Origin of the sequence: Streptomyces yerevanensis (genome assembly GCF_000716805.1) — a bacterium.
Lineage (GTDB): Bacteria > Actinomycetota > Actinomycetes > Streptomycetales > Streptomycetaceae > Streptomyces > Streptomyces flaveus.
The window spans coordinates 88,468-107,865 of sequence record NZ_JNWJ01000015.1; the positions used below are offsets into that span (position 1 = coordinate 88,468).

Sequence of the window (19,398 nt, forward strand, 5' to 3'; positions counted from 1 at the left end):
GTCTGCCACGATCAGACACATGAAGAATTTCGTAGTCAAGACGATCGCCAACGCGGGCGCTCTCGCCATCGCCGTATGGCTGCTCGACAAGATCACCGTGACCGGCGACAGCACGGGCAAGAAGACCGGCACCCTGCTTCTCGTGGCGCTGATCTTCGGCCTGGTGAACTTCCTGGTCAAGCCGATCGTGAAGGTGCTCACCTTCCCGCTGTTCATCCTCACCCTCGGCCTGATCACCCTGGTGATCAACGCTCTGATGCTGCTGCTCACCTCATGGCTCGCGGACAAGCTCGACCTGAGCTTCCATGTCGAGGGATTCTGGACCGCCGTCCTGGGCGGCCTGATCATCTCGATCGTCTCCTGGGCGCTGAACGTCGTCCTCCCCGACAAGGACTGAGCGATCCTGATGCCCTATCGCGTGTGTTTCGTCTGCACCGGCAACATCTGCCGCTCCCCGATGGCCGAATCCGTCTTCCGCGCGCGTGTGGCGGAGGCCGGGCTCGACGGACTGATCGAGGTGGACAGCGCCGGCACCGGCGGCTGGCACGAGGGGGACGGCGCCGACCCGCGCACCGTTTCCGTCCTGGAGGCGAACGGCTACGACAGCGACCACACGGCCCGCCAGTTCCGGGCCTCATGGTTCTCCCGGCTCGACCTGGTCATCGCGCTCGACAGAGGTCATCTGGAGGACCTGCGACGCCTCGCGCCGACCTCGGCGGACGCGGAGAAGGTCCAGCTCCTGCGCTCGTACTCCCGCCCGTCGCCCGACCACCACCCCTCAACGAGTGCTTCACACGCCCCTTCTGAATCCGCAGGCCACGACCTCGACGTACCGGACCCCTACTACGGAGGCATGGACGGCTTCGAGGAGTGCCTTGAGATGGTCGAGGCAGCGAGCGTCGGTCTGCTCGCCACGGTTCGGGAACACGTGGAGGGAGAGGCGGCATGACGGATGCCAATACGGGGCCGGGCGACGGCACGCGCGCGGTGCGGGCCGGGCTTCCCGACCCCGTCAAGCACGAGCCGACCCTCCCAGGGCCGGTCTTCGCCGCCCATTACCACCTGCCGGGCGAGATCACGGGCCCGTACGCATACGGCCGCGACGAGAACCCGACCTGGACCCACCTCCAGCGCGCCATCGGCGAGCTGGAGGCGCCGGGCCAGGGCAACGTCGAGACGCTCGTGTTCGCCTCGGGCGTGGCCGCCGCCTCGGCGGTCCTCTTCTCACAGCTGGGTACTGGTGACACGGTCGTGCTGCCCAGCGACGGCTACCAGGTGCTGCCGCTCATACGCGAGCAGCTCGAGGCGTACGGCATCGAGGTGCGCACCGCGCCGACCGGAGGCGACGCCCAACTCGGCGTACTCGACGGCGCGAAGCTGCTGTGGATCGAGAGCCCGTCGAACCCGGGGCTCGATGTGTGCGACATCCGGCGGCTCGCCGCGGCGGCACGCGCGCGTGGCTGCCTGGTCGCCGTCGACAACACCCTGGCGACCCCGCTCGGACAGCGCCCGCTGGAGCTCGGCGCCGACTTCTCGGTGGCCAGCGGCACCAAGCAGCTCACCGGGCACGGGGACATCCTGCTGGGGTACGTAACTGGTGGCGACGCCTCAGCCATGGCCGCCGTACGGCGCTGGCGCAAGATCGTCGGCGCCATTCCGGGGCCGATGGAGTCCTGGCTCGCACACCGCTCCATCGCCACGCTCCAGCTGCGCGTCGACCGGCAGAACGCCACCGCCCTGACACTGGCCGAGGCGCTGCACGGCCGGGACGAGGTGACGGAACTGCGCTATCCGGGGCTGCCCGACGATCCCTCGTACAAGATCGCCTCGCAGCAAATGAGGCGCTACGGGTGTGTGGTGTCGTTTTCGTTGCCCACGCGCGCGCGTGCCGACCGTTTTCTCGAGGCGCTGCGCCTGGTGGACGGTGCGACGAGCTTCGGCGGGGTGCGGTCCACGGCCGAGCGGCGCGGACGGTGGGGCGGGGACGCGGTCGGGGAGGGCTTCATCCGGTTTTCGGTCGGCGCCGAGGATCCCGGGGACCTGGTGGCGGATGTGCTCCGCGCCCTCGATGAGTCGGCGCGGTGACGGCTTCCTGAGCGACCGATCAGTAACCCGAAATCGGACGGCGGACGGTCCGAGCCTCCCCCCTCGTGGCTCGGACCGTCCCGGTTCTGCGCGCGAAGAACCGCGCGAACAAGGCTAGTTGACTCTGTGTCAGTGTCCAATCACAGTAGCGACAGAGACCTATCGACTTATTTATAGTTGAGCGCTGCCGTGGGGCTGCAGAGAGGGGCGACACACCATGGATCTGGCCTTGCTACGGACCTTCGTGACCGTGCACCGGGCCGGCTCCTTCACCCGCGCCGCCGCGCTGCTCGGCCTCTCGCAGCCGGCCGTCACCTCCCAGATCCGCACCCTGGAACGTCAACTGGGGCGGCCCCTCTTTCTGCGCCAGGCCCGCGGCGTGACCCCCACGACCATCGGCGACGAGCTCGCCCACAAGGCCGCCCCGCATCTGGACGCCCTTGTGGAGATCGCCGAGACCGGCCTCGACGAAGCCTCCTCCGTACGTACCCTTCACTTGGCTGGCCCGCCGGAGTTCACCGCCGAACGTGCCCTGCCCGCACTGACAGAGCTGACCGGAGACGACGGCCAAGGCCTAGCTTTGCGGGCCTCGTTCGGCAATGCCGAGGAGACGCTGGAGGGGCTCGCCGCCGGACATCACGATCTGGCCATCAGTACGGCCCGTCCGCGCGGTGCCCTGCTCACGGCGACTCCGCTCTGCGACGAAGAGCACGTCCTGGTCGCCTCGCCGCGTTGGGAGGCCCGTATCGGCTCCGGCAAGCTGCTCTGCGAGGGCGCGCCCGCCCTGGAGAACTTCCCCGTGGTGGAGGTGCACGAGTCGCTGCCGTTCGTCGCCCGCTACTGGGCCGCCGTCTTCGACTGCCGCCCGGCAGCGTCGGGCACCGTCATCGTCCCCGACCTGCGTGCGGTCCTCGCCTGTGCGATCACCGGCGCGGGGCTCGCGGTGTTACCCCGCTATCTGTGCGCAACGGCGCTGGAGTGCGGCGACGTGGTGGCGCTGCTCGAACCCGCGGTGCCCCCGCTGCGTACGTACTTCCTGGTGGTACGCACCGGCACGCTCGCCATGCCGCATATCGCGCGGGCGCACGAATGGTTGCTTCAGGCCGCCACCGACTGGTCATGACGGGGATGTTTCACGTGGAACCAGCGGGGCCACATTTCTTTCATGACCGTCCGACCCGTGGTCAAGCGCACCGCCCGCGCCGTCCTGCTGGACGGCGACGACCTGGTCCTGATCAAGCGAACCAAGCCCGGCGTGGATCCCTACTGGCTGACGCCCGGCGGCGGGGTCGAGCCGGAGGACACATCCGTCGTCGACGCACTCCACCGTGAAGTCCACGAAGAGCTCGGCGCCAAGATCACCGACGTGGTGCCCTGCTTCGTCGACACCGTCGAGCATATTGGTGAGGACGCCAGCACCACCGGCGTGAAAGTACAGCACTTCTTCGTGTGCCGGCTGGAGTCGATGGACCCCTCCCAGCGTCATGGCCCCGAGATCGACGAGCCAAGCGGCGAGTACGAGATCGTACGCATTCCCTTCACCCGGGTGGGGATCGCCTCCGTCCATCTCGTACCGCTGTCGCTGCGGCACTATCTGGACGGCAACATCGAGGGCGTACGGGCATTGCACGCGCCTGACCTGGGCTGACGCTCCGCTCGTCGGGTTAGCATCGGGTCAGTTCACGGCCGCGACGAGTTCCTCCACCGAGTCGTGTCGTATCCGCTCCGACGGGATGCCGATGTCTCTCAGCGTGTGCACGCCGCTGCGGATCATGCCGGGCGGGCCCGAGAGATACGCGTCGAACTCGTTCCACGGCCCGTACTCCCGTATGGCGTCGGGGAGCTGGACATGCGCCTGCTGGTCGACGATCGGGCGGACCGCGAGCCAAGGGTGGATCTGCTGGAGCCGCAGCATCGTGTCGATGTCGTACAGGTCGTGATCGGTGCGGGCACCGTAGAAGACCTCGACCGGGCGCCGCTCGCCATGCTCGGCAACATCCTCGACCAGTGCCTTGATGGGGGCGATCCCGGTGCCGCCGCCCAGGCAGAGCAGCCCGCTGTCGGTGGTGTGGTCGACGGTCATCGACCCGGACGGCGGGCCGAGCCGGATGATGTCGCCGGGCCGGGCATGGTGCACGAGCGCGTTGGAGACCCAGCCCGCCGGGACCGCTTTCACGTGGAAGGACAGCAGCCCGTCGGAGCGGGGTGCCGAGGCGAAGGAGTAGTGCCGCCAGATCCGCGGCCACCAGGGCGTCTCCAGGCTGGTGTACTGCCCGGCCAGGAAGGGGTATGGCTGGTCGGGGCGGACCGTGATGACGGCGACGTCGGGGGTTCTGAGGTCGTGCGAGACGACCTCGGCGTGCCACCAGGCCGGGGCGAGCAGCTCGTCTGCGGCCGCGGCATCGATCATGATCTGCGAGATCGTCGTATATGTTCGGACCCAGGCCGCCTCGGTCTCCTCGTCCCAGATCGCCGAGGCGTGCCGGCTCAGGGAGCCGATGAGGCACTCGCCGACAGCCGGATAGTGCTCGGGTCGGGTGCCGTACTTGCGGTGCCCGCGGCCGAGGTTCTGCAGATACGCGACCAGGACCTCGGTGTTGTCGATGTGCTCGGCCGCGGTCAGCAGCGCCTTGAGAAGCCGGTCCCGCTGTGTGTCCATCGCGGCCGGGAACAACGGGCGCAGGTCGGGGTGGCGCACGAAGAGCAGAGCGTAGAAGTACGAGGTGACCTTGTCGGCGATGGGGGCCACCTCGGCCATGGTGCGGCGGACACGGACGGCGTCGGGGGACGCAGGATGGGAGGAGTCGGATCGCTGTTCGGGGAGGCGGGGTTGAGGGTCCGGCTGGTACGGGGTGGTGGTCTCGCCGGGGGCGTCGGTCGGGGAGGCGTTGGTGGTGTCGGCCCTGGCTTCGGTGTTGGCGGCGTCGGCCGGGTCGGCTTCCGCGACGGGAGATATTCGTTTTTGCGCTGCCTTGCCGTTGCCTGTCGCCGGCCTGCCCACGGGGCGCAACGCGGCCAGACGGCTGCCCTCGGTCGGCTCCTGCTCGCCGCCCACGGGCGGCTCCGGCTGCCTGCGCGGCGTGAACCAGCCGCCCTCGCCGTTGCCCCCTGAAGTGCCGTTGTCGGCCGACGTGGTGGTCGGAGCGTCCATGCTGTGCCTCGCCTCGAACATCTTTCGGTCGGTCTGCGCACTTCCTCGATCGGAAGATGCCTGCTTTCCCCCGCAGACGGCGTATTTTTCCGTTCTGTCCCGCTGGCCAATTCGGGCACGTTCAAACCCGAAATCCCGCCCCCTACGGACAAGTAGGACAAGAGTGTGACAATGGCCGCACTACCGCCATCGCAGCGTCCCACCCTTCACCGACATCCTGGCCGCATTACGGAGAATGCGGGTCTTCGATCTCTCTGTCCCGTTAGGCTGTGTTGACCTGCGCTCGTTCCCGCGGGACATGCGCGCGACACGCGCACATCACACCGGAACCGGAGTCGACCCTACCGGTCACGGTCCGCCGCACAAGTCCCCAGTTTCCTGCGCCTGGAATTGCCAGAGACCGAACCGGCTATTCCTTCAATTACCGGGAACGTCGGACTAGTTCATAGGCATCCAACAGATCACGCCCCATATAGGAGTGCGTGGCCAGCCCCGTCAGATGCTGATCCGCATTGACGGCGACGGATACCGGAACCGCCCCGAACAGGTCCTTGTCCGACATCGAGTCGCCGTACGCAATACAGTCCGCCCGTCCCAGTCCGTACTCCGCGCAGAGCCGGTCCGCGATCTGCACCTTGGCGGCGGCGCTCAGAATCCCCGCCGGATCCACGGGCTCGGTGAACGGCACGGCAGGGAAGCGCGAACCGTGGGCCGCATGCGCACCCCACTCCGTCAACCGCTCCACGAAGAACGACGGCGACAGCGAGATGACGGCGCAGTAGTCGCCGCTCCCTCTGATCTCCGCCCAGACGTCCTCAATGCCCGACAGCCAAGGAGCGCCTGCGAAGGCCGCTGCCACATGTGCCTCGGTGAGTTCCGCCCAGAGGGCATGCACATGCGTCGCATACTCCGGCGGGCTTATACGTCCCGCGCCGACCGCCTTGTCGAGGGCCACCGTCTCGGCTTCCAGCCCGAGTTGCCGGGAAATCTCCACGGGCGCCGAGCTGCCATGCAGCAACGTCCCGTCCAGATCGAAGAGATGAAGTCTCGCCATGTACGCCGAGGCTAGTACGTGGGGTTACTCCCACTGTCAGACGTCCTCACCGCTCCCGCCCGGCACGGTGTTTCACGTGAAACTAACCCGCCCCGCACGCCGGGCCACCCTCGTTGTCCATGTAGCCGCCTCCGCATGCTGGCTCGGGCTCACGCTCGGGCTACTCGTGCTCGGAATCACTGCGGCCACCACAGGTTCCGCAGTGACCGTGGAGGCTTCCGTCCGCGCCATGAAGCTCTTCGCCGACTGGCTCCTGCTCCCCCTCGCGTTCCTTACCTTCCTCAGCGGTCTGGTGCTGTCCCTGGGCACCCCGTGGGGTCTGGCGAGGCACCGATGGGTCTACACGAAGTTCTGGCTGACTCTGGCCACGGTGACCGCCACAGTCTTCGCGCTGCGTCCTGGAGTCAACTCCGCGGTCGCCGCCGTCTCCGCGGGCGGACCGCTGCCCGACGTCAGCGAGGTACTGGCCGGGCCGATCGTCTCGCTGTCCGCCTATGGCTTCATGACGGTGATCTCGGTCCTCAAGCCCTGGGGCCTGACCAGGCGTGGTCAAAATCTGCGCAAGGCCGCCCGGAAACCGGTGGACGCCGAGCGCACCAGTCAGACAGCCTGACAAGCGTGCCGACTTCTTCCCTCGCCGCCCTGCCTATCCGCCGTCTGACGCCGCGGGACCTCGCCGCCTGCGCCGACTTGTCCGAGAACCGGGGCTGGCCCCGCGAGGAGCACAAGTGGGGTCTGCTACTGGCGGCAGGTAAGGGCTATGCCATCGACGACCCGGGCGGCGGCCTCGTCAGCGCCTGCGTCGTGACCTCGTACGGACCACGAGAGCGCCCCGATCTGGCCACCATCGGCATGGTGCTGGTCGCCGAACGGTACGCCCGGCAAGGCGTTGGTCGGCGCCTGATGCAGCACGTTGTCACGGAACTGGGCACCACCCCGCTGACCCTGCACGCGACGCCGTACGGCCGCCCCCTGTACGAGGAGCTGGGCTTCAAGGCCACTGGCCGGGCCGAGATGGTCCGCGGGCACTTCACGCCCGGCGGTCCGGAGCCCGAGGCCACCACGCGTGCGGCCACGGCCGAGGACCTTCCCGCGATCCTCCGGCTCGACGAAGAAGTCTTCGGCACCGACCGCACGCACATGATCACGCGGCTGCCGGCCTTCGCCGACCAACTGCGCGTCGCCGAGGAGGACGGGCAGATCACCGGGTACGCGGCCGCCTGGCCCAATTTGGACAACCATGTCGTGGGCCCGCTGATCGCCCGGGACACGGAGACGGCGAAGGCGCTCATCGCCTCGCTGGCCGCCCACACCAACCACGTACTGCGCACGGATATTGACGTACGGCACGAGGAACTGCTGACGTGGGTCAAGGCCCGCGGCCTCGCCTCCACCAGCTTCAACGCGGTCATGACGTACGGCATCGCGGAACTCCCCGGCGACTGGACGCGCCGGTTCGCTCCCCTGACGGTGGCGGCAGGCTGAGCCACCTTGTACGAGACTGCCCGGGCCGCGGATCAGCGGCCGGACGGCGTTCCCTCCGTCCGTCGGACTCCGCGGCTGCCACGACGATGCTCGGGACGTCGGCGCGGCGCTCCAGGGCGGCCTACAGTACGGCGAGCAGCAGAGCCGCGACGGCGAGAGCGGCGCCGACCCAGTTGGGGGCGGTACCGAGGCGGGCCTCAAGCTCCCAGAAGAGGCGCGTCGCCCTGCGTGAGGCACTCGACGAAGCGGCCAGAATCCCGAACTGGCCTCGCTGGTCCGTGTCATGGAGTCGGTGAGCGTGTCCGCCTCCACGCCCGCACAGAGCACGCCTGCGCAGGACGTGCCCGCATAGGCTGCCGCCATGGGAGACCTCGAGATACGACCCGCTGTCGCGGAGGACGTCCCGGTCATCGTCGCGATGCTCGCCGACGATCCGCTGGGCGCCCAGCGCGAATCACCGGACAACCTGTCCCCGTACCTGACCGCACTGAACCGCCTGAGCGGTGACCCGAACCAGCACTTGGTCGTCGCCGTACGCAAAGGCCGCGTCGTCGGCACCCTCCAGCTCACGATCGTTCCCGGTCTGTCCCGCAAGGGAGCAACCCGCTCGATCATCGAAGGCGTGCGCGTTCACGCCGACGAGCGCGGCAGCGGCCTGGGTTCCCGTCTCATCGAGTGGGCCGTCGACCAGTCCCGGCGCGAGGGCTGCCAGTTGGTCCAGCTGACCTCCGACGCCACCCGCGCCGACGCCCACCGGTTCTACGAACGCCTCGGGTTCACGGCCTCCCATGTGGGGTTCAAGCTGCCTCTCTGAGGCGGCGTATGCACCCGCGGAGGCGTTGTGTTTCACGTGAAACACAACGCCTCCCGTCGTACGGAACGCTCCCGTCGTACGGGACGCTCTTGTCGCGCGGGATGCTGCTCGTCCGACGCTACGGCTACCGAACCCCGCGCCACCCCTCCGGATCCACCCCACCCGGCACCGGCGCCCCCTCGTCGTACGGTCGCCGTGTGAAGACGAACGACCCCAGGTCCAGATGACTCACCGACCCGTCAAGGCGCCGTACGGCCCGCAGAAGCTCGCCCGCGTAGTAGCCGTCGAGTCCGGTCCATGTCCCGTCGCCGTTGGCCTGAAAGCGCGAGCGACGGCCATTGCCCGACAGGGGTCCGATCGAGACGCCTCCATCGACCGTGAGACGCAGCGCGGAGGCCTGCGTGCCCCAATACCACGGCCCCGCCAACTCCAGTACGGATGCGTCGACTTCAGACAACGGACGCCATGGCTCGGGGACCCGGGGTTCGGCCTCGGCGACGATGCGTACGAGGTCCGCGGCGACCGTCGTCACCAGCGGGCCCGAGGTGCAGTTGGCGAGCACGACGGAGGCCAGATCGTCTTCGACGTTGATCACGAGACCGGCGAGGAAGCCAGGTAGGGACCCCGAATGCCCCACGAGAATCCGCCCGTCCCGATGCTGAATCTGCATGCCGAGGCCATAGGCCGTACCGGCCACCACCTCCTCGGCCTCGGGCGGTGCCGCAGGCGTACGCATCTCCAGCACCGACCGTGCACTCAGCACACGATCGTCTCCCTTGGCCAGGAAGGCGGCGAAGCGCGCCAGATCGCCTGTGGTCGACCAGAGCTGACCGGCCGGCGCCATCCGGCCCAGATCCTCGGCGGGCTCCGGCAGCATCACATCCGCCCAGGGATGCACGGCCCAGCCGCCGGCGTGCGGTTCCTGTGGGCGGCTGCTCGTACGGTGCAGCCCCAGGGGTTCGAGGACCTCATGCCGCAGAGCCTCCTCCCAGGGGGCGCCCCTCAGCTCCTCGACCAACGCACCCAGCAACGTATAGCCGGGGTTCGAGTAATGGTGCCGCCGCCCCACGGGGTGCCGGTGCGGCTGTTCGCCCAGCACATCGGCGAGCTCTGGGCGTAGCGAGCCCGGAGTGCGCTCCCACCAGGGCGCAGGCGACTCGGCCGCCAACCCGCCCGTATGCGCGAGCAGTTCGGCGATCGTCGCCTCCCCCGCCCCCGTGTCCGGCAGATGTTTCTCCAGCGGATCGCCGAGGTCCAGCACTCCCTCGTCCCGCAATCGCAGCACCAGCACCGCGGTGAACGTCTTGGTGATCGACCCGATTCGGTACTGCACGTTCTTGTCCGGCCCGTGCCCGTCCACCGAGGTCCGCGCCCCGTGCCACACCGCCTCCCCGCCCCGCACGACCACCGCCACCATCGACGGCGCCCGTCCCTCGGCCTGAGCGGTGGCAATACGGTGCAGCAGAGCCTGGCGCGTACTGGGCAGCAGTTCTTCCTGAAGTGTCGTCATGAGCCCAGTCCACCTGGCTGACCGCTCGGCGTCGAATCCAATAAGCATGACCGCATTCGCGGAGCCGCTGCTTGAGAGGACAACTTGGCGCTCGTGCGTACGCAAGGTGATGTACCACTTCACTCACGAGCGGCGAGGGTTCAACAACTTCTCCAGGCGGAGGTTCGTGAGGCGCCGGTTACCGCAGACGTTGTGCTCGCAGAACGGTGTCGTGGGTGTGGTGCGTGCCCTCGGGGGCGGGAGCGGTTCGCGGGCGGGTTTCGTTGATCAGAACAGTCCAGTTGTGATCGAGGAGCCTGGCAATGTCGTCGGGCTGGTGGTAGTCGCTGGGGTCGAAGCCCTGCTCCGGGCGCGGGGACAGGCCGGCAAGGTCGTGGGTGGCGAAAAGCAGGGTGCCGCTGGGTGCGACGGCGTCCAGCAGGCCGCGCAGCGCAGTGTGGTCCGGCTGGTGTGGAAGGGGAAAGTAGTGGGCGGACACCAGATCGAACGCGCCGGCCGGGGTGGCATGCTGGTCAGGTCGGCCCGTGTCCGCGCCACTCGGCCAGCGATGTCCGTAGCTACTGCTGCGGCGCGTTCCAGGGCGGCCTGCGAGATGTCGACCGCAGTGACCTGCCAACCTCGCCGGGCCGGCCAGAGGGAATCTGCGCCTTCACCGCATCCTACGTCGAGCGCCTGTCCTGGCGGCAGGTCGGTGACTTCGGCGATGAGCACCCCGTTGGCGGCACCGCTGAAGAGTCGGTCACGGCTGCGATACCTGTCGTCCCAGAAACTGCGCGTCCATTGCCCTCACTCTCGGCAGCGATCTGGTGCGGTCAGAGGTCAGACGCCGTAGCGCCAGTCGCCTATTCCCCGTTCGCGGAGGTGAGTTTCCGCTTCCGGTGAGACGGGGTACTGCCCGGCGTATACGGCGTGCCGGGTGTCCTCTGCGCTGAGGTCAGCGCTGATCGCTACCGCTGCGTGCCCCGACCCGCCGCCGACGATCACCACTTCATACGGGCCACTCCGGCTGAGCTGGGGTTGTCGGCTCATCGTGACCACTTCCCGCACCAATCTGACCCCACCAGCGACAAGCTGACAAAGGATCAGACTCAGGCCTGCATATCCACAAAGCGCGAGTAGTGCCCCTGGAAAGCGACCGTGATCGTCGCCGTCGGACCGTTACGGTGCTTGCCCACGATGATGTCCGCCTCACCCGCGCGCGGGGACTCCTTCTCGTACGCATCCTCGCGGTGCAGCAGGATCACCATGTCCGCGTCCTGCTCGATCGAGCCGGATTCACGCAGGTCGGAGACCATGGGCTTCTTGTCCGTGCGCTGCTCGGGGCCACGGTTCAGCTGCGACAGCGCGATGACCGGAAGCTCCAGCTCCTTGGCCAGAAGCTTCAGGTTTCGCGACATGTCGGAGACCTCCTGCTGACGGCTCTCGGACCGCTTGGAACCGCCCGACTGCATCAGCTGCAGATAGTCGATGACCACGAGCTTCAGGTCACTGCGCTGCTTGAGTCGACGGCACTTGGCGCGGATCTCCATCATCGACAGGTTCGGGGAGTCGTCGATATAGAGGGGGGCGGCCGAAACGTCCGGCATCCGGCGCGCGAGCCGGGTCCAGTCCTCGTCGGTCATCGTGCCCGAACGCATGTGATGCAACGCCACACGCGCCTCCGCCGACAGCAGACGCATAGCGATTTCGTTGCGGCCCATCTCGAGCGAGAAGATCACACTCGGCATGTTGTGCTTGATCGAGCAGGTCCGCGCGAAGTCCAGCGCCAGCGTGGACTTGCCCATGGCAGGACGCGCCGCGATGATGATCATCTGGCCCGGGTGCAGACCATTCGTGAGCTGGTCGAGATCGGTGAACCCGGTCGGTACTCCGGTCATCTCCCCCGAGCGCGAACCGATGGCCTCGATCTCGTCGAGCGCACCTTCCATGATGTCGCCGAGCGGCAGATAGTCCTCCGTGGTGCGCTGCTCGGTGACCGCGTAGATCTCGGCCTGGGCGCTGTTGACGATCTCGTCGACGTCACCGTCGGCCGCGTACCCCATCTGCGTGATGCGCGTACCGGCCTCTACCAGGCGACGCAGCACAGCACGCTCATGAACAATCTCTGCGTAGTACTCGGCGTTCGCCGCCGTCGGGACCGTCTGAACGAGGCCGTGCAGATACGAAACGCCGCCGACCTTGGTGATCTCGCCGCGCTTGGTGAGTTCGGCGGCGATCGTGATCGGGTCGGCCGGCTCACCCTTCGCGTAGAGGTCGAGGATCGCGCTGTAGATGGTCTCGTGCGCCGGCCGGTAGAAGTCGTGTCCCTTGAGCAACTCGACGACATCGGCGATGGCGTCCTTGGACAGCAGCATGCCGCCGAGGACTGACTGCTCGGCGTCCAGATCCTGCGGCGGCACACGCTCGAAGGACGAACCTCCGCCGTCCCAGACCCCGTTGTCCCGTCCGCGATCGTGTTGCTCGTCGCGACCCCTGCCACCGTCACGGCGACGGGAGGCGGGCAGACGATCACTGGGACCGCTGTCGGCCCACGGGTCGTCCAAGGGCTCGGAAATACTCACCGAGCCACCTCCTCCCGTCCGCCGAGCGGACCTAGCCGTGCCTCATCTTTCTACGGCACGGCACTGACAAATGAGAGGCCCAACTCCGGTTCTCACGCATCGGTTTTGCGAGGTTTTCCGAGGACGGAAGGGAAGCGGGCGCCGGACCACGGTAGGCCTGCGGGCACCGTCAGCCAATCTGGTTATCCACAGGCCATGTGGACGACTGCCCGGATGCTGTGGAGAACCTCGCGAAACCTGTGCACGACCCGGTGGACAGGCCTGTGAACAAGCCTTCGCCTCCCTTCCAGCACCCGCCTTGACCTGCACATATCCCGTCCACCGGCTGTGCAGAAGAAAAACTTCCGCGATCAGACCAAGATCGTTACGAACGGCCCGCAACAACACCTTCCACAAGGGAAGAAGTAATAGGCGAACAATAGTTGCATCTATTACCTGTGGAAGATTAGATTGATGTGCATGACACAGGCTTCAGCGGCACCCAAGGCCGCCCGGCGTCGCCACGATCGAGAGATCGTGGCACTGGCCGTCCCGGCCTTCGGCGCACTCGTCGTCGAGCCTCTCTTCCTCATGGCCGACAGCGCCATCGTCGGCCATCTCGGCACTCCGCAGCTCGCCGGTCTCGGTGTCGCCTCCGCCCTCCTCACCACCGCCGTCAGCATCTTCGTCTTCCTGGCGTACGCCACCACGGCCGCCGTTGCCCGCCGCGTCGGCGCAGGCGATCTCCAAGCCGCGATCCGTCAGGGGATGGACGGCATCTGGCTCGCGCTCATGCTGGGAGCAGCCGTCATCGCCGTCGTCGTACCGACGGCTCCCGCCCTGGTGGAGCTTTTCGGCGCTTCGGACACCGCCGCTCCCTACGCCACCACGTATCTGCGGATCTCGGCGCTCGGCATCCCCGCGATGCTCGTCGTTCTCGCCTCCACCGGAGTACTCCGCGGACTGCAGGACACAAAGACACCGCTGTACGTCGCCATCGCGGGCTTCATCGCCAACGGAGCCCTCAACGTCGGCCTGGTCTACGGTGCGGACCTCGGCATCGCCGGCTCCGCCTGGGGTACCGTGATCGCCCAGTGCGGTATGGCCGCGGTGTATCTCGCTGTCGTCGTCCGTGGAGCACGAAAGCACGGCGCCTCACTGCGACCGGACGCCGCCGGGATACGCGCCTGCGCCCAGGCCGGAACGCCTCTGCTGATACGCACGCTCTCACTGCGGGCCATCCTGATGATCGCCACCGGCATGGCAGCCCGGCTCGGAGACGCGGACATCGCCGCGCACCAGATCATCCTGGGGCTATGGAATCTGCTCGCCTTCGCCCTGGACGCGATCGCCATCGCCGGTCAGGCGATCATCGGCCGTTATCTCGGCGCGGGTGACGCCCAAGGCGCCCGCGACGCCTGTCGCCGCATGGTGGAGTGGGGCATCGCGGTCGGTGTCGTACTCGGCGTGCTGGTGATCGTCACCCGGCCACTCTTCGTCCCGCTCTTCACCAGTGACTCGGTGGTCAAGGATGCGGCACTGCCCGCTCTCGTCGTGGTGGCCCTCTCCCAGCCGGTCTGCGGCATCGTCTTCGTACTCGACGGCGTCCTGATGGGCGCCGGAGACGGCGCTTACTTGGCACGGGCGATGCTCGTGACGCTCGCTGTCTTCACGCCCACCGCCCTGCTCGTACCTGTTCTCGGCGGCGGTCTGACGGCGCTGTGGGGAGCAATGACTCTGATGATGACAACGCGCATGCTGACCTTGTGGCTGCGCTCCCGCTCAGGTCGCTGGATCGTCACCGGGGCAATGCGCTAAGCAGATCCGAGCACAACCGGATGCGCGCGGTTTCACGTGAAACGACGACCACTTGACGGACCGGTCCACGCCGTTTCACGTGAAACACGGGTGTCCATACGTCCCAGCCAAAGCGTCTGCCTCCAAAGGGCCCGGGCCGCATGCGCAGGGACATGCATATGGGGCCGCACCCCGAAAGGCACGGCCCCACACTGTTTCAGCGAGCGCAGCACTTAGGCAGCGACGACCTCGATGTTGACCTTGGCGGCAACCTCGGGGTGCAGACGCACGGACGTCTCGTGAGCGCCCAGTGTCTTGATCGGCGAGCCCAGCTCGATGCGGCGCTTGTCGACCTCGGGGCCACCGGAAGCCTTGATCGCCGAGGCGATGTCGGCCGGAGTGACGGAACCGAAGAGCCGACCGGCGTCGCCGGAGCGGACGGCCAGGCGAACCTTGACGCCCTCGAGGCGGGCCTTGATCTCGTTGGCCTGCTCGATGGTCTGGATCTCGTGGATCTTGCGAGCACGACGGATCTGCTCGACGTCCTTCTCGCCGCCCTTGGTCCAGCGGATCGCGAAGTTCCGCGGGATCAGGTAGTTGCGGGCGTAACCGTCCTTGACGTCGACGACGTCACCCGCGGCGCCGAGGCCGGAGACCTCGTGAGTGAGGATGATCTTCATATGTCGGTCACCCTTCCCTTATCGCGCGGTGGAGGTGTAGGGCAGCAGCGCCATCTCACGGCTGTTCTTGACGGCCGTGGCGACGTCACGCTGGTGCTGCGTGCAGTTGCCGGTCACGCGGCGGGCACGGATCTTGCCGCGGTCGGAAATGAACTTCCGCAGCATGTTCGTGTCCTTGTAGTCCACGTACGTGACCTTGTCCTTGCAGAAAGCGCAGACCTTCTTCTTCGGCTTGCGCACAGGCGGCTTCGCCATGGTGTATCTCCTGTGTGATCAAGAAGTGTGGGTACGAACCCGCCCTTAGAAGGGGGGCTCGTCCGAGTAGCCGCCGCCGTTGCCGCCGGAACTGCTGGAGCTTCCGCCCCAGCCGCCACCGCCGCCACCCTGCTGGCCGCCGCCGGCCGGCGCACCGGTCGCCCAGGGGTCGTCGGCGGGAGCGCCTCCGCCCTGCTGCTGACCGCCGCCGGGGCCTGAGCCCCAACCGCCGCCCTGCTGGCCGCCGCCACCGCCGCCGCTGTAACCGCCCTGGCCGCCTCGGCCCGTGGTCTTGGTGACCTTGGCCGTGGCGTTGCGCAGGCTCGCGCCGACCTCGTCGACGTCGAGCTCGTAGACCGTGCGCTTGACGCCCTCACGGTCCTCGTAGGACCGCTGCTTCAGCCGGCCCTGCACGATGACGCGCATGCCTCGCTGGAGCGACTCGGCGACGTTCTCCGCCGCCTGACGCCAGACCGAGCACGTCAGGAAGAGGCTCTCGCCGTCCTTCCATTCGTTGGTCTGACGGTCGAAGGTGCGGGGGGTGGACGCGACACGGAACTTCGCGACCGCCGCACCGGAAGGGGTGAAGCGCAGCTCGGGGTCGTCGACAAGATTGCCGACGACCGTGATGACGGTCTCGCCTGCCATTGGGGGAACCTCTCGGCGGGTTTGCTGCTGGCTGCTTGTGCTGCTACTCGATGCCCGAGATCAACTGAGCGGAAGAGCTCAGTGCATCTCGGGACGGAGGACCTTGGTCCGGAGGACCGACTCGTTCAGGTTCATCTGGCGGTCGAGCTCCTTGACGACCGCAGGCTCGGCCTGCAGGTCGATGACCGAGTAGATACCCTCGGGCTTCTTCTTGATCTCGTACGCGAGACGACGACGGCCCCAGGTGTCGACCTTCTCCACCTTTCCGTTGCCCTCACGGACAACGGAGAGGAAGTTCTCGATCAGCGGGGAGACAGCGCGCTCCTCGAGATCGGGGTCGAGGATGACCATCACCTCGTAGTGACGCATGTGGAACCCACCTCCTTTGGACTCGGCGGCCACGGTCGTTCCGTGGCAGGAGGGTTGTGATGCGTTAGCAACGGTATCGGCCACCACTGACAATCGGGCTCGTCACTCAGTGAATTGAGTGGGAGTCGCGTCATGGCACGGGCAGACACCGGTGCAGACGGTACAGACTACCCGGACACCGGCTTCCGGTTGAAATCCGGGGGTGTGGGCCGTCAATCTGTACACATCGGGTGTGTATGGCGCTACGATGCGCCGTTTTCCGCAGGAGGTGCCCTATGGCACAGACAGTGCGCCCCAACGTCGCCGGATCCCTGTTCGCCACCGATCACAAGCCTCACCCGCTCCAGGACACGCTGCTCGCCGTGACGCTGGTGCTGGGGGCGACGTCCTTCATCACGGCGATGTTCCACCACCTGCACCTGATCAGCTCCTGGACAGGGCTGCTGGGGATTCTCACGGGAGCGACCGGACAGTTCGTCTCCGTGACGACGCGGGAGCGCTTCGGTCTGATTCTGGGTCTCGGTGCGGCGGGTGTCGGCTTCATGCTCGGCATGGCGCACGGCGGTCTCTTCGGCTGAGCGATTCCCCGGCGGACGGGGACATCGGCCAACAGCCTCCCCACTCCCGGCTCATGGGCCGGGCGCCCCTTCCGGACCTCCCGGCCGTGTATGCGCCGGGCCCAGGTTCCGTAGGGCCAGACGGGGCGCTCGCAGGGCGCAGTAGGCTTCGGCGCGAGAGCCGGAGCCCCTGTACCCATGGGGACACACCAGCCCGAGGAGCGCCCCGTATGAGCCTGACCCTGAGGACCATCAGTCGAGAGCAGCATCTGGCGTACATCCAGAGCCTGCCCGCGGCGAGCCACATGCAGGTCCCGGCCTGGGCAGACGTCAAGGCGGAGTGGCGCGCCGAGAATCTCGGCTGGTTCGACGACAGGACGGGCGAGATGGTCGGGGCGGGCCTCGTGCTGTACCGGCAGTTGCCCAAGATCAAGCGCTACCTCGCTTATCTGCCCGAGGGCCCGGTCATCAACTGGTTCGCGCCGAATCTGACCGAGTGGCTGGATCCGATGCTCGCGCATCTCAAGCAGCAGGGCGCCTTCTCCGTGAAGATGGGCCCACCGGTCATCATCCGCCGCTGGGAGGCCGCTTCGATCAAGAGAGGCATCCAGGATCCGGATGTGAAGCGGCTGCGCGATATCGAGGCCGACTTCATCGAGCCGCGGGCCTTCGAGGTGGCCGACCGGCTGCGTCGCATGGGCTGGCAGCAGGGCGAGGACGGCGGGGCCGGCTTCGGCGACGTACAGCCCCGATATGTCTACCAAGTGCCGCTTGCGAACCGGTCGTTGGAAGACGTCCACAGGGGCTTCAACCAGCTGTGGCGACGCAACATCAAGAAGGCCGAGAAGGCCGGCGTCGAGGTCGTCCAGGGCGGCTACCAGGACTTGGAGGAGTGGCAGCGCCTCTACGAGATCACCGCTGCGCGCGACCACTTCCGGCCCCGCCCGCTCTCGTACTTCCAGCGCATGTGGACGGCCCTCAACAACGAGGACCCCAATCGCATGCGGCTCTATTTCGCCCGACACGAGGGCGTGAACCTGTCCGCCGCGACGATGCTGGTCGTCGGCGGGCACGTCTGGTACTCGTACGGCGCCTCGGACAACATCGGGCGTGAGGTCCGGCCCTCGAACGCGATGCAGTGGCGCATGCTGCGCGACGCCTACGCGCTCGGTGCCACGGTCTATGACCTGCGGGGCATCTCCGACTCGCTGGACGAGACCGACCACCTTTTCGGCCTCATCCAGTTCAAGGTGGGTACGGGCGGGCAGGCCGCCGAGTACCTCGGCGAGTGGGACTTCCCGCTCAACAAGCTGCTCCACAAGGCGCTCGACATCTACATGTCGCGCCGCTGACGCATCAGAATTCGCCTTCATACCTCTGATACACCGCAGCCACGAGAAAGGTTCCAGGTCCGGCCATGGCGCTCACCCTCTACGTCGACACCGCGCGCTGGCGGGCGCACCACAAGCACGTGTCCGAGCAGTTTCCGGGGCTCGTCCCCGTCTGCAAGGGCAACGGGTACGGCTTCGGCCACGAGCGCCTTGCGGACGAGGCCACGCGCCTGGGTTCGGACATCCTGGCCGTCGGCACGACGTACGAGGCTGCCCGGATCAAGGACTGGTTCGGGGGTGACCTGCTGGTGCTGACGCCGTTCCGGCGGGGCGAGGAGCCCGTGCCGCTGCCCGATCGCGTGATCCGCTCCGTGTCGTCGGTCGACGGGGTCTACGGCCTCGTGGGCGCCCGCGTCGTCATCGAGGTCATGTCCTCGATGAAGCGGCACGGTGTGAGCGAGCATGACCTGCCCCAGCTCCACGCCGCCATAGAGAACGTGCGGCTGGAGGGCTTCGCGATCCACCTGCCGCTGGACCGTACCGACGGCTCGGATGCCGTCGAGGAGGTCATCGGCTGGATGGACCGGCTGCGTGCGGCCCGGCTGCCGCTGCACACCATGTTCGTCAGCCATCTGAAAGCCGAGGAACTCGCCCGTCTGCAGCAGCAGTTCCCGCAGACGCGTTTCCGCGCCCGCATCGGTACACGGCTGTGGCTGGGGGACCACGAGGCGACGGAGTACCGCGGAGCCGTCCTGGACGTCACTCCCGTCTCCAAGGGCGACCGCTTCGGATACCGGCAGCAGAAGGCCGCATCTGACGGCTGGCTGGTGGTCGTGGCGGGCGGTACGTCGCACGGGGTGGGCCTGGAGGCCCCGAAGGCTCTGCACGGCGTCATGCCGCGCGCCAAGGGCGTCGCCCGGGCCGGCCTCGCCACGGTCAACCGGAACCTCTCGCCGTTCGTCTGGGGCGGCAAACAACGCTGGTTCGCGGAGCCTCCACACATGCAGGTCTCGATCCTGTTCGTGCCCTCGGACGCCCCGGAACCGAAGGTCGGCGAGGAGCTGGTGGCCCATCTGCGGCACACCACCACACAGTTCGACCGGATCGTCGAGCGCTGACCGC

Annotated in this window: 21 protein-coding genes and 1 pseudogene; 12 read left to right on the top strand and 10 right to left on the bottom strand. The window is 67.5% G+C overall.

Going from position 1 to position 19,398, the window contains the following annotated elements; translation table 11 throughout:
• Nucleotides 1–19 precede the first annotated feature (19 nt).
• The 5 genes from OP79_RS18060 to OP79_RS18080 all read left to right on the top strand — a co-directional run bounded on the left by OP79_RS18060 (nt 20) and on the right by OP79_RS18080 (nt 3,733).
• Nucleotides 20–397 carry a phage holin family protein gene (locus OP79_RS18060; RefSeq protein ID WP_033321272.1) on the top strand — a complete coding sequence of 126 codons (378 nt, stop codon included), beginning with the start codon at nt 20–22 and terminating at the stop codon, nt 395–397.
• A gap of 9 nt (nt 398–406) precedes the next feature.
• On the top strand, nt 407–949 hold the full coding sequence (locus OP79_RS18065) for a low molecular weight protein-tyrosine-phosphatase (RefSeq protein ID WP_033321273.1): 543 nt from the start codon (nt 407–409) through the stop codon (nt 947–949).
• A complete protein-coding gene (locus tag OP79_RS18070) occupies nt 946–2,085 on the top strand; it encodes a cystathionine gamma-lyase (protein WP_033321274.1) in 1,140 nt (379 codons plus the stop codon). Before OP79_RS18065 ends, OP79_RS18070 begins: the two co-directional genes overlap by 4 nt.
• A gap of 217 nt (nt 2,086–2,302) precedes the next feature.
• Nucleotides 2,303–3,208 carry a LysR family transcriptional regulator gene (locus OP79_RS18075; RefSeq protein ID WP_033321275.1) on the top strand — a complete coding sequence of 302 codons (906 nt, stop codon included), beginning with the start codon at nt 2,303–2,305 and terminating at the stop codon, nt 3,206–3,208.
• A 42-nt stretch (nt 3,209–3,250) separates the two neighbouring features.
• A complete protein-coding gene (locus OP79_RS18080) occupies nt 3,251–3,733 on the top strand; it encodes an NUDIX domain-containing protein (RefSeq protein ID WP_033321276.1) in 483 nt (160 codons plus the stop codon).
• A gap of 27 nt (nt 3,734–3,760) precedes the next feature.
• Here the strand turns inward: OP79_RS18080 and OP79_RS18085 are convergent, their stop codons facing one another.
• Together OP79_RS18085 and OP79_RS18090 are read right to left on the bottom strand one after the other, a co-directional pair.
• Nucleotides 3,761–5,236 (bottom strand): globin domain-containing protein, encoded by a 1,476-nt coding sequence (locus OP79_RS18085; RefSeq protein WP_245685356.1) that lies wholly within the window; start codon nt 5,234–5,236, stop codon nt 3,761–3,763.
• 421 nt (nt 5,237–5,657) lie between these two features.
• Complete coding sequence (locus tag OP79_RS18090) at nt 5,658–6,290, bottom strand: HAD family hydrolase (RefSeq protein ID WP_033321277.1); 633 nt, start codon at nt 6,288–6,290, stop codon at nt 5,658–5,660.
• 76 nt (nt 6,291–6,366) lie between these two features.
• Between OP79_RS18090 and OP79_RS18095 the strand changes: the two genes are divergently transcribed.
• The 3 genes from OP79_RS18095 to OP79_RS18105 all read left to right on the top strand — a co-directional run bounded on the left by OP79_RS18095 (nt 6,367) and on the right by OP79_RS18105 (nt 8,589).
• Nucleotides 6,367–6,903, top strand: a complete 537-nt coding sequence (locus OP79_RS18095) for a DUF2269 family protein (protein ID WP_033321278.1) — start codon at nt 6,367–6,369, stop codon at nt 6,901–6,903.
• 5 nt (nt 6,904–6,908) lie between these two features.
• On the top strand, nt 6,909–7,775 hold the full coding sequence (locus OP79_RS18100; protein WP_033321279.1) for a GNAT family N-acetyltransferase: 867 nt from the start codon (nt 6,909–6,911) through the stop codon (nt 7,773–7,775).
• 361 nt (nt 7,776–8,136) lie between these two features.
• The gene (locus tag OP79_RS18105) at nt 8,137–8,589 is read left to right on the top strand and encodes a GNAT family N-acetyltransferase (protein ID WP_033321280.1); all 453 of its coding nucleotides are present in this window, start codon (nt 8,137–8,139) and stop codon (nt 8,587–8,589) included.
• Nucleotides 8,590–8,713: 124 nt separating this feature from the next.
• Here the strand turns inward: OP79_RS18105 and OP79_RS18110 are convergent, their stop codons facing one another.
• The 4 genes and pseudogenes from OP79_RS18110 to dnaB all read right to left on the bottom strand — a co-directional run bounded on the left by OP79_RS18110 (nt 8,714) and on the right by dnaB (nt 12,660).
• A complete protein-coding gene (locus OP79_RS18110; RefSeq protein ID WP_033321281.1) occupies nt 8,714–10,099 on the bottom strand; it encodes a serine hydrolase domain-containing protein in 1,386 nt (461 codons plus the stop codon).
• 178 nt (nt 10,100–10,277) lie between these two features.
• On the bottom strand, nt 10,278–10,577 hold the full coding sequence (locus OP79_RS58540) for a hypothetical protein (protein WP_425428580.1): 300 nt from the start codon (nt 10,575–10,577) through the stop codon (nt 10,278–10,280).
• Between the two features lie 74 nt (nt 10,578–10,651).
• Nucleotides 10,652–10,813 (bottom strand): annotated as a pseudogene (locus tag OP79_RS58545) (class I SAM-dependent methyltransferase); the annotation flags it as partial.
• Nucleotides 10,814–11,187: 374 nt separating this feature from the next.
• Complete coding sequence (dnaB, locus tag OP79_RS18120; RefSeq protein WP_033321282.1) at nt 11,188–12,660, bottom strand: replicative DNA helicase; 1,473 nt, start codon at nt 12,658–12,660, stop codon at nt 11,188–11,190.
• Nucleotides 12,661–13,119: 459 nt separating this feature from the next.
• Between dnaB and OP79_RS18125 the strand changes: the two genes are divergently transcribed.
• Nucleotides 13,120–14,457: an MATE family efflux transporter gene (locus tag OP79_RS18125; RefSeq protein ID WP_033321354.1), complete on the top strand. Its 1,338-nt coding sequence runs from the start codon at nt 13,120–13,122 to the stop codon at nt 14,455–14,457.
• A 212-nt stretch (nt 14,458–14,669) separates the two neighbouring features.
• Here the strand turns inward: OP79_RS18125 and rplI are convergent, their stop codons facing one another.
• The 4 genes from rplI to rpsF all read right to left on the bottom strand — a co-directional run bounded on the left by rplI (nt 14,670) and on the right by rpsF (nt 16,388).
• A complete protein-coding gene (gene rplI, locus OP79_RS18130; protein WP_033321283.1) occupies nt 14,670–15,116 on the bottom strand; it encodes a 50S ribosomal protein L9 in 447 nt (148 codons plus the stop codon).
• An 18-nt stretch (nt 15,117–15,134) separates the two neighbouring features.
• Complete coding sequence (rpsR, locus tag OP79_RS18135) at nt 15,135–15,371, bottom strand: 30S ribosomal protein S18 (protein ID WP_003949403.1); 237 nt, start codon at nt 15,369–15,371, stop codon at nt 15,135–15,137.
• A 45-nt stretch (nt 15,372–15,416) separates the two neighbouring features.
• On the bottom strand, nt 15,417–16,019 hold the full coding sequence (locus OP79_RS18140) for a single-stranded DNA-binding protein (protein ID WP_033321284.1): 603 nt from the start codon (nt 16,017–16,019) through the stop codon (nt 15,417–15,419).
• A gap of 78 nt (nt 16,020–16,097) precedes the next feature.
• Nucleotides 16,098–16,388: a 30S ribosomal protein S6 gene (gene rpsF / locus OP79_RS18145; RefSeq protein ID WP_033321285.1), complete on the bottom strand. Its 291-nt coding sequence runs from the start codon at nt 16,386–16,388 to the stop codon at nt 16,098–16,100.
• Between the two features lie 275 nt (nt 16,389–16,663).
• Here rpsF and OP79_RS18150 point away from each other — a divergent pair, with 275 nt between their 5' ends.
• The 3 genes from OP79_RS18150 to OP79_RS18160 all read left to right on the top strand — a co-directional run bounded on the left by OP79_RS18150 (nt 16,664) and on the right by OP79_RS18160 (nt 19,394).
• Nucleotides 16,664–16,966 (top strand): hypothetical protein, encoded by a 303-nt coding sequence (locus OP79_RS18150; protein ID WP_033321286.1) that lies wholly within the window; start codon nt 16,664–16,666, stop codon nt 16,964–16,966.
• A gap of 209 nt (nt 16,967–17,175) precedes the next feature.
• Nucleotides 17,176–18,297, top strand: coding sequence for a peptidoglycan bridge formation glycyltransferase FemX (femX, locus tag OP79_RS18155; protein ID WP_033321287.1), 1,122 nt, complete (start codon nt 17,176–17,178; stop codon nt 18,295–18,297).
• A gap of 65 nt (nt 18,298–18,362) precedes the next feature.
• The gene (locus OP79_RS18160) at nt 18,363–19,394 is read left to right on the top strand and encodes an alanine racemase (protein ID WP_033321288.1); all 1,032 of its coding nucleotides are present in this window, start codon (nt 18,363–18,365) and stop codon (nt 19,392–19,394) included.
• Nucleotides 19,395–19,398: the final 4 nt, after the last annotated feature.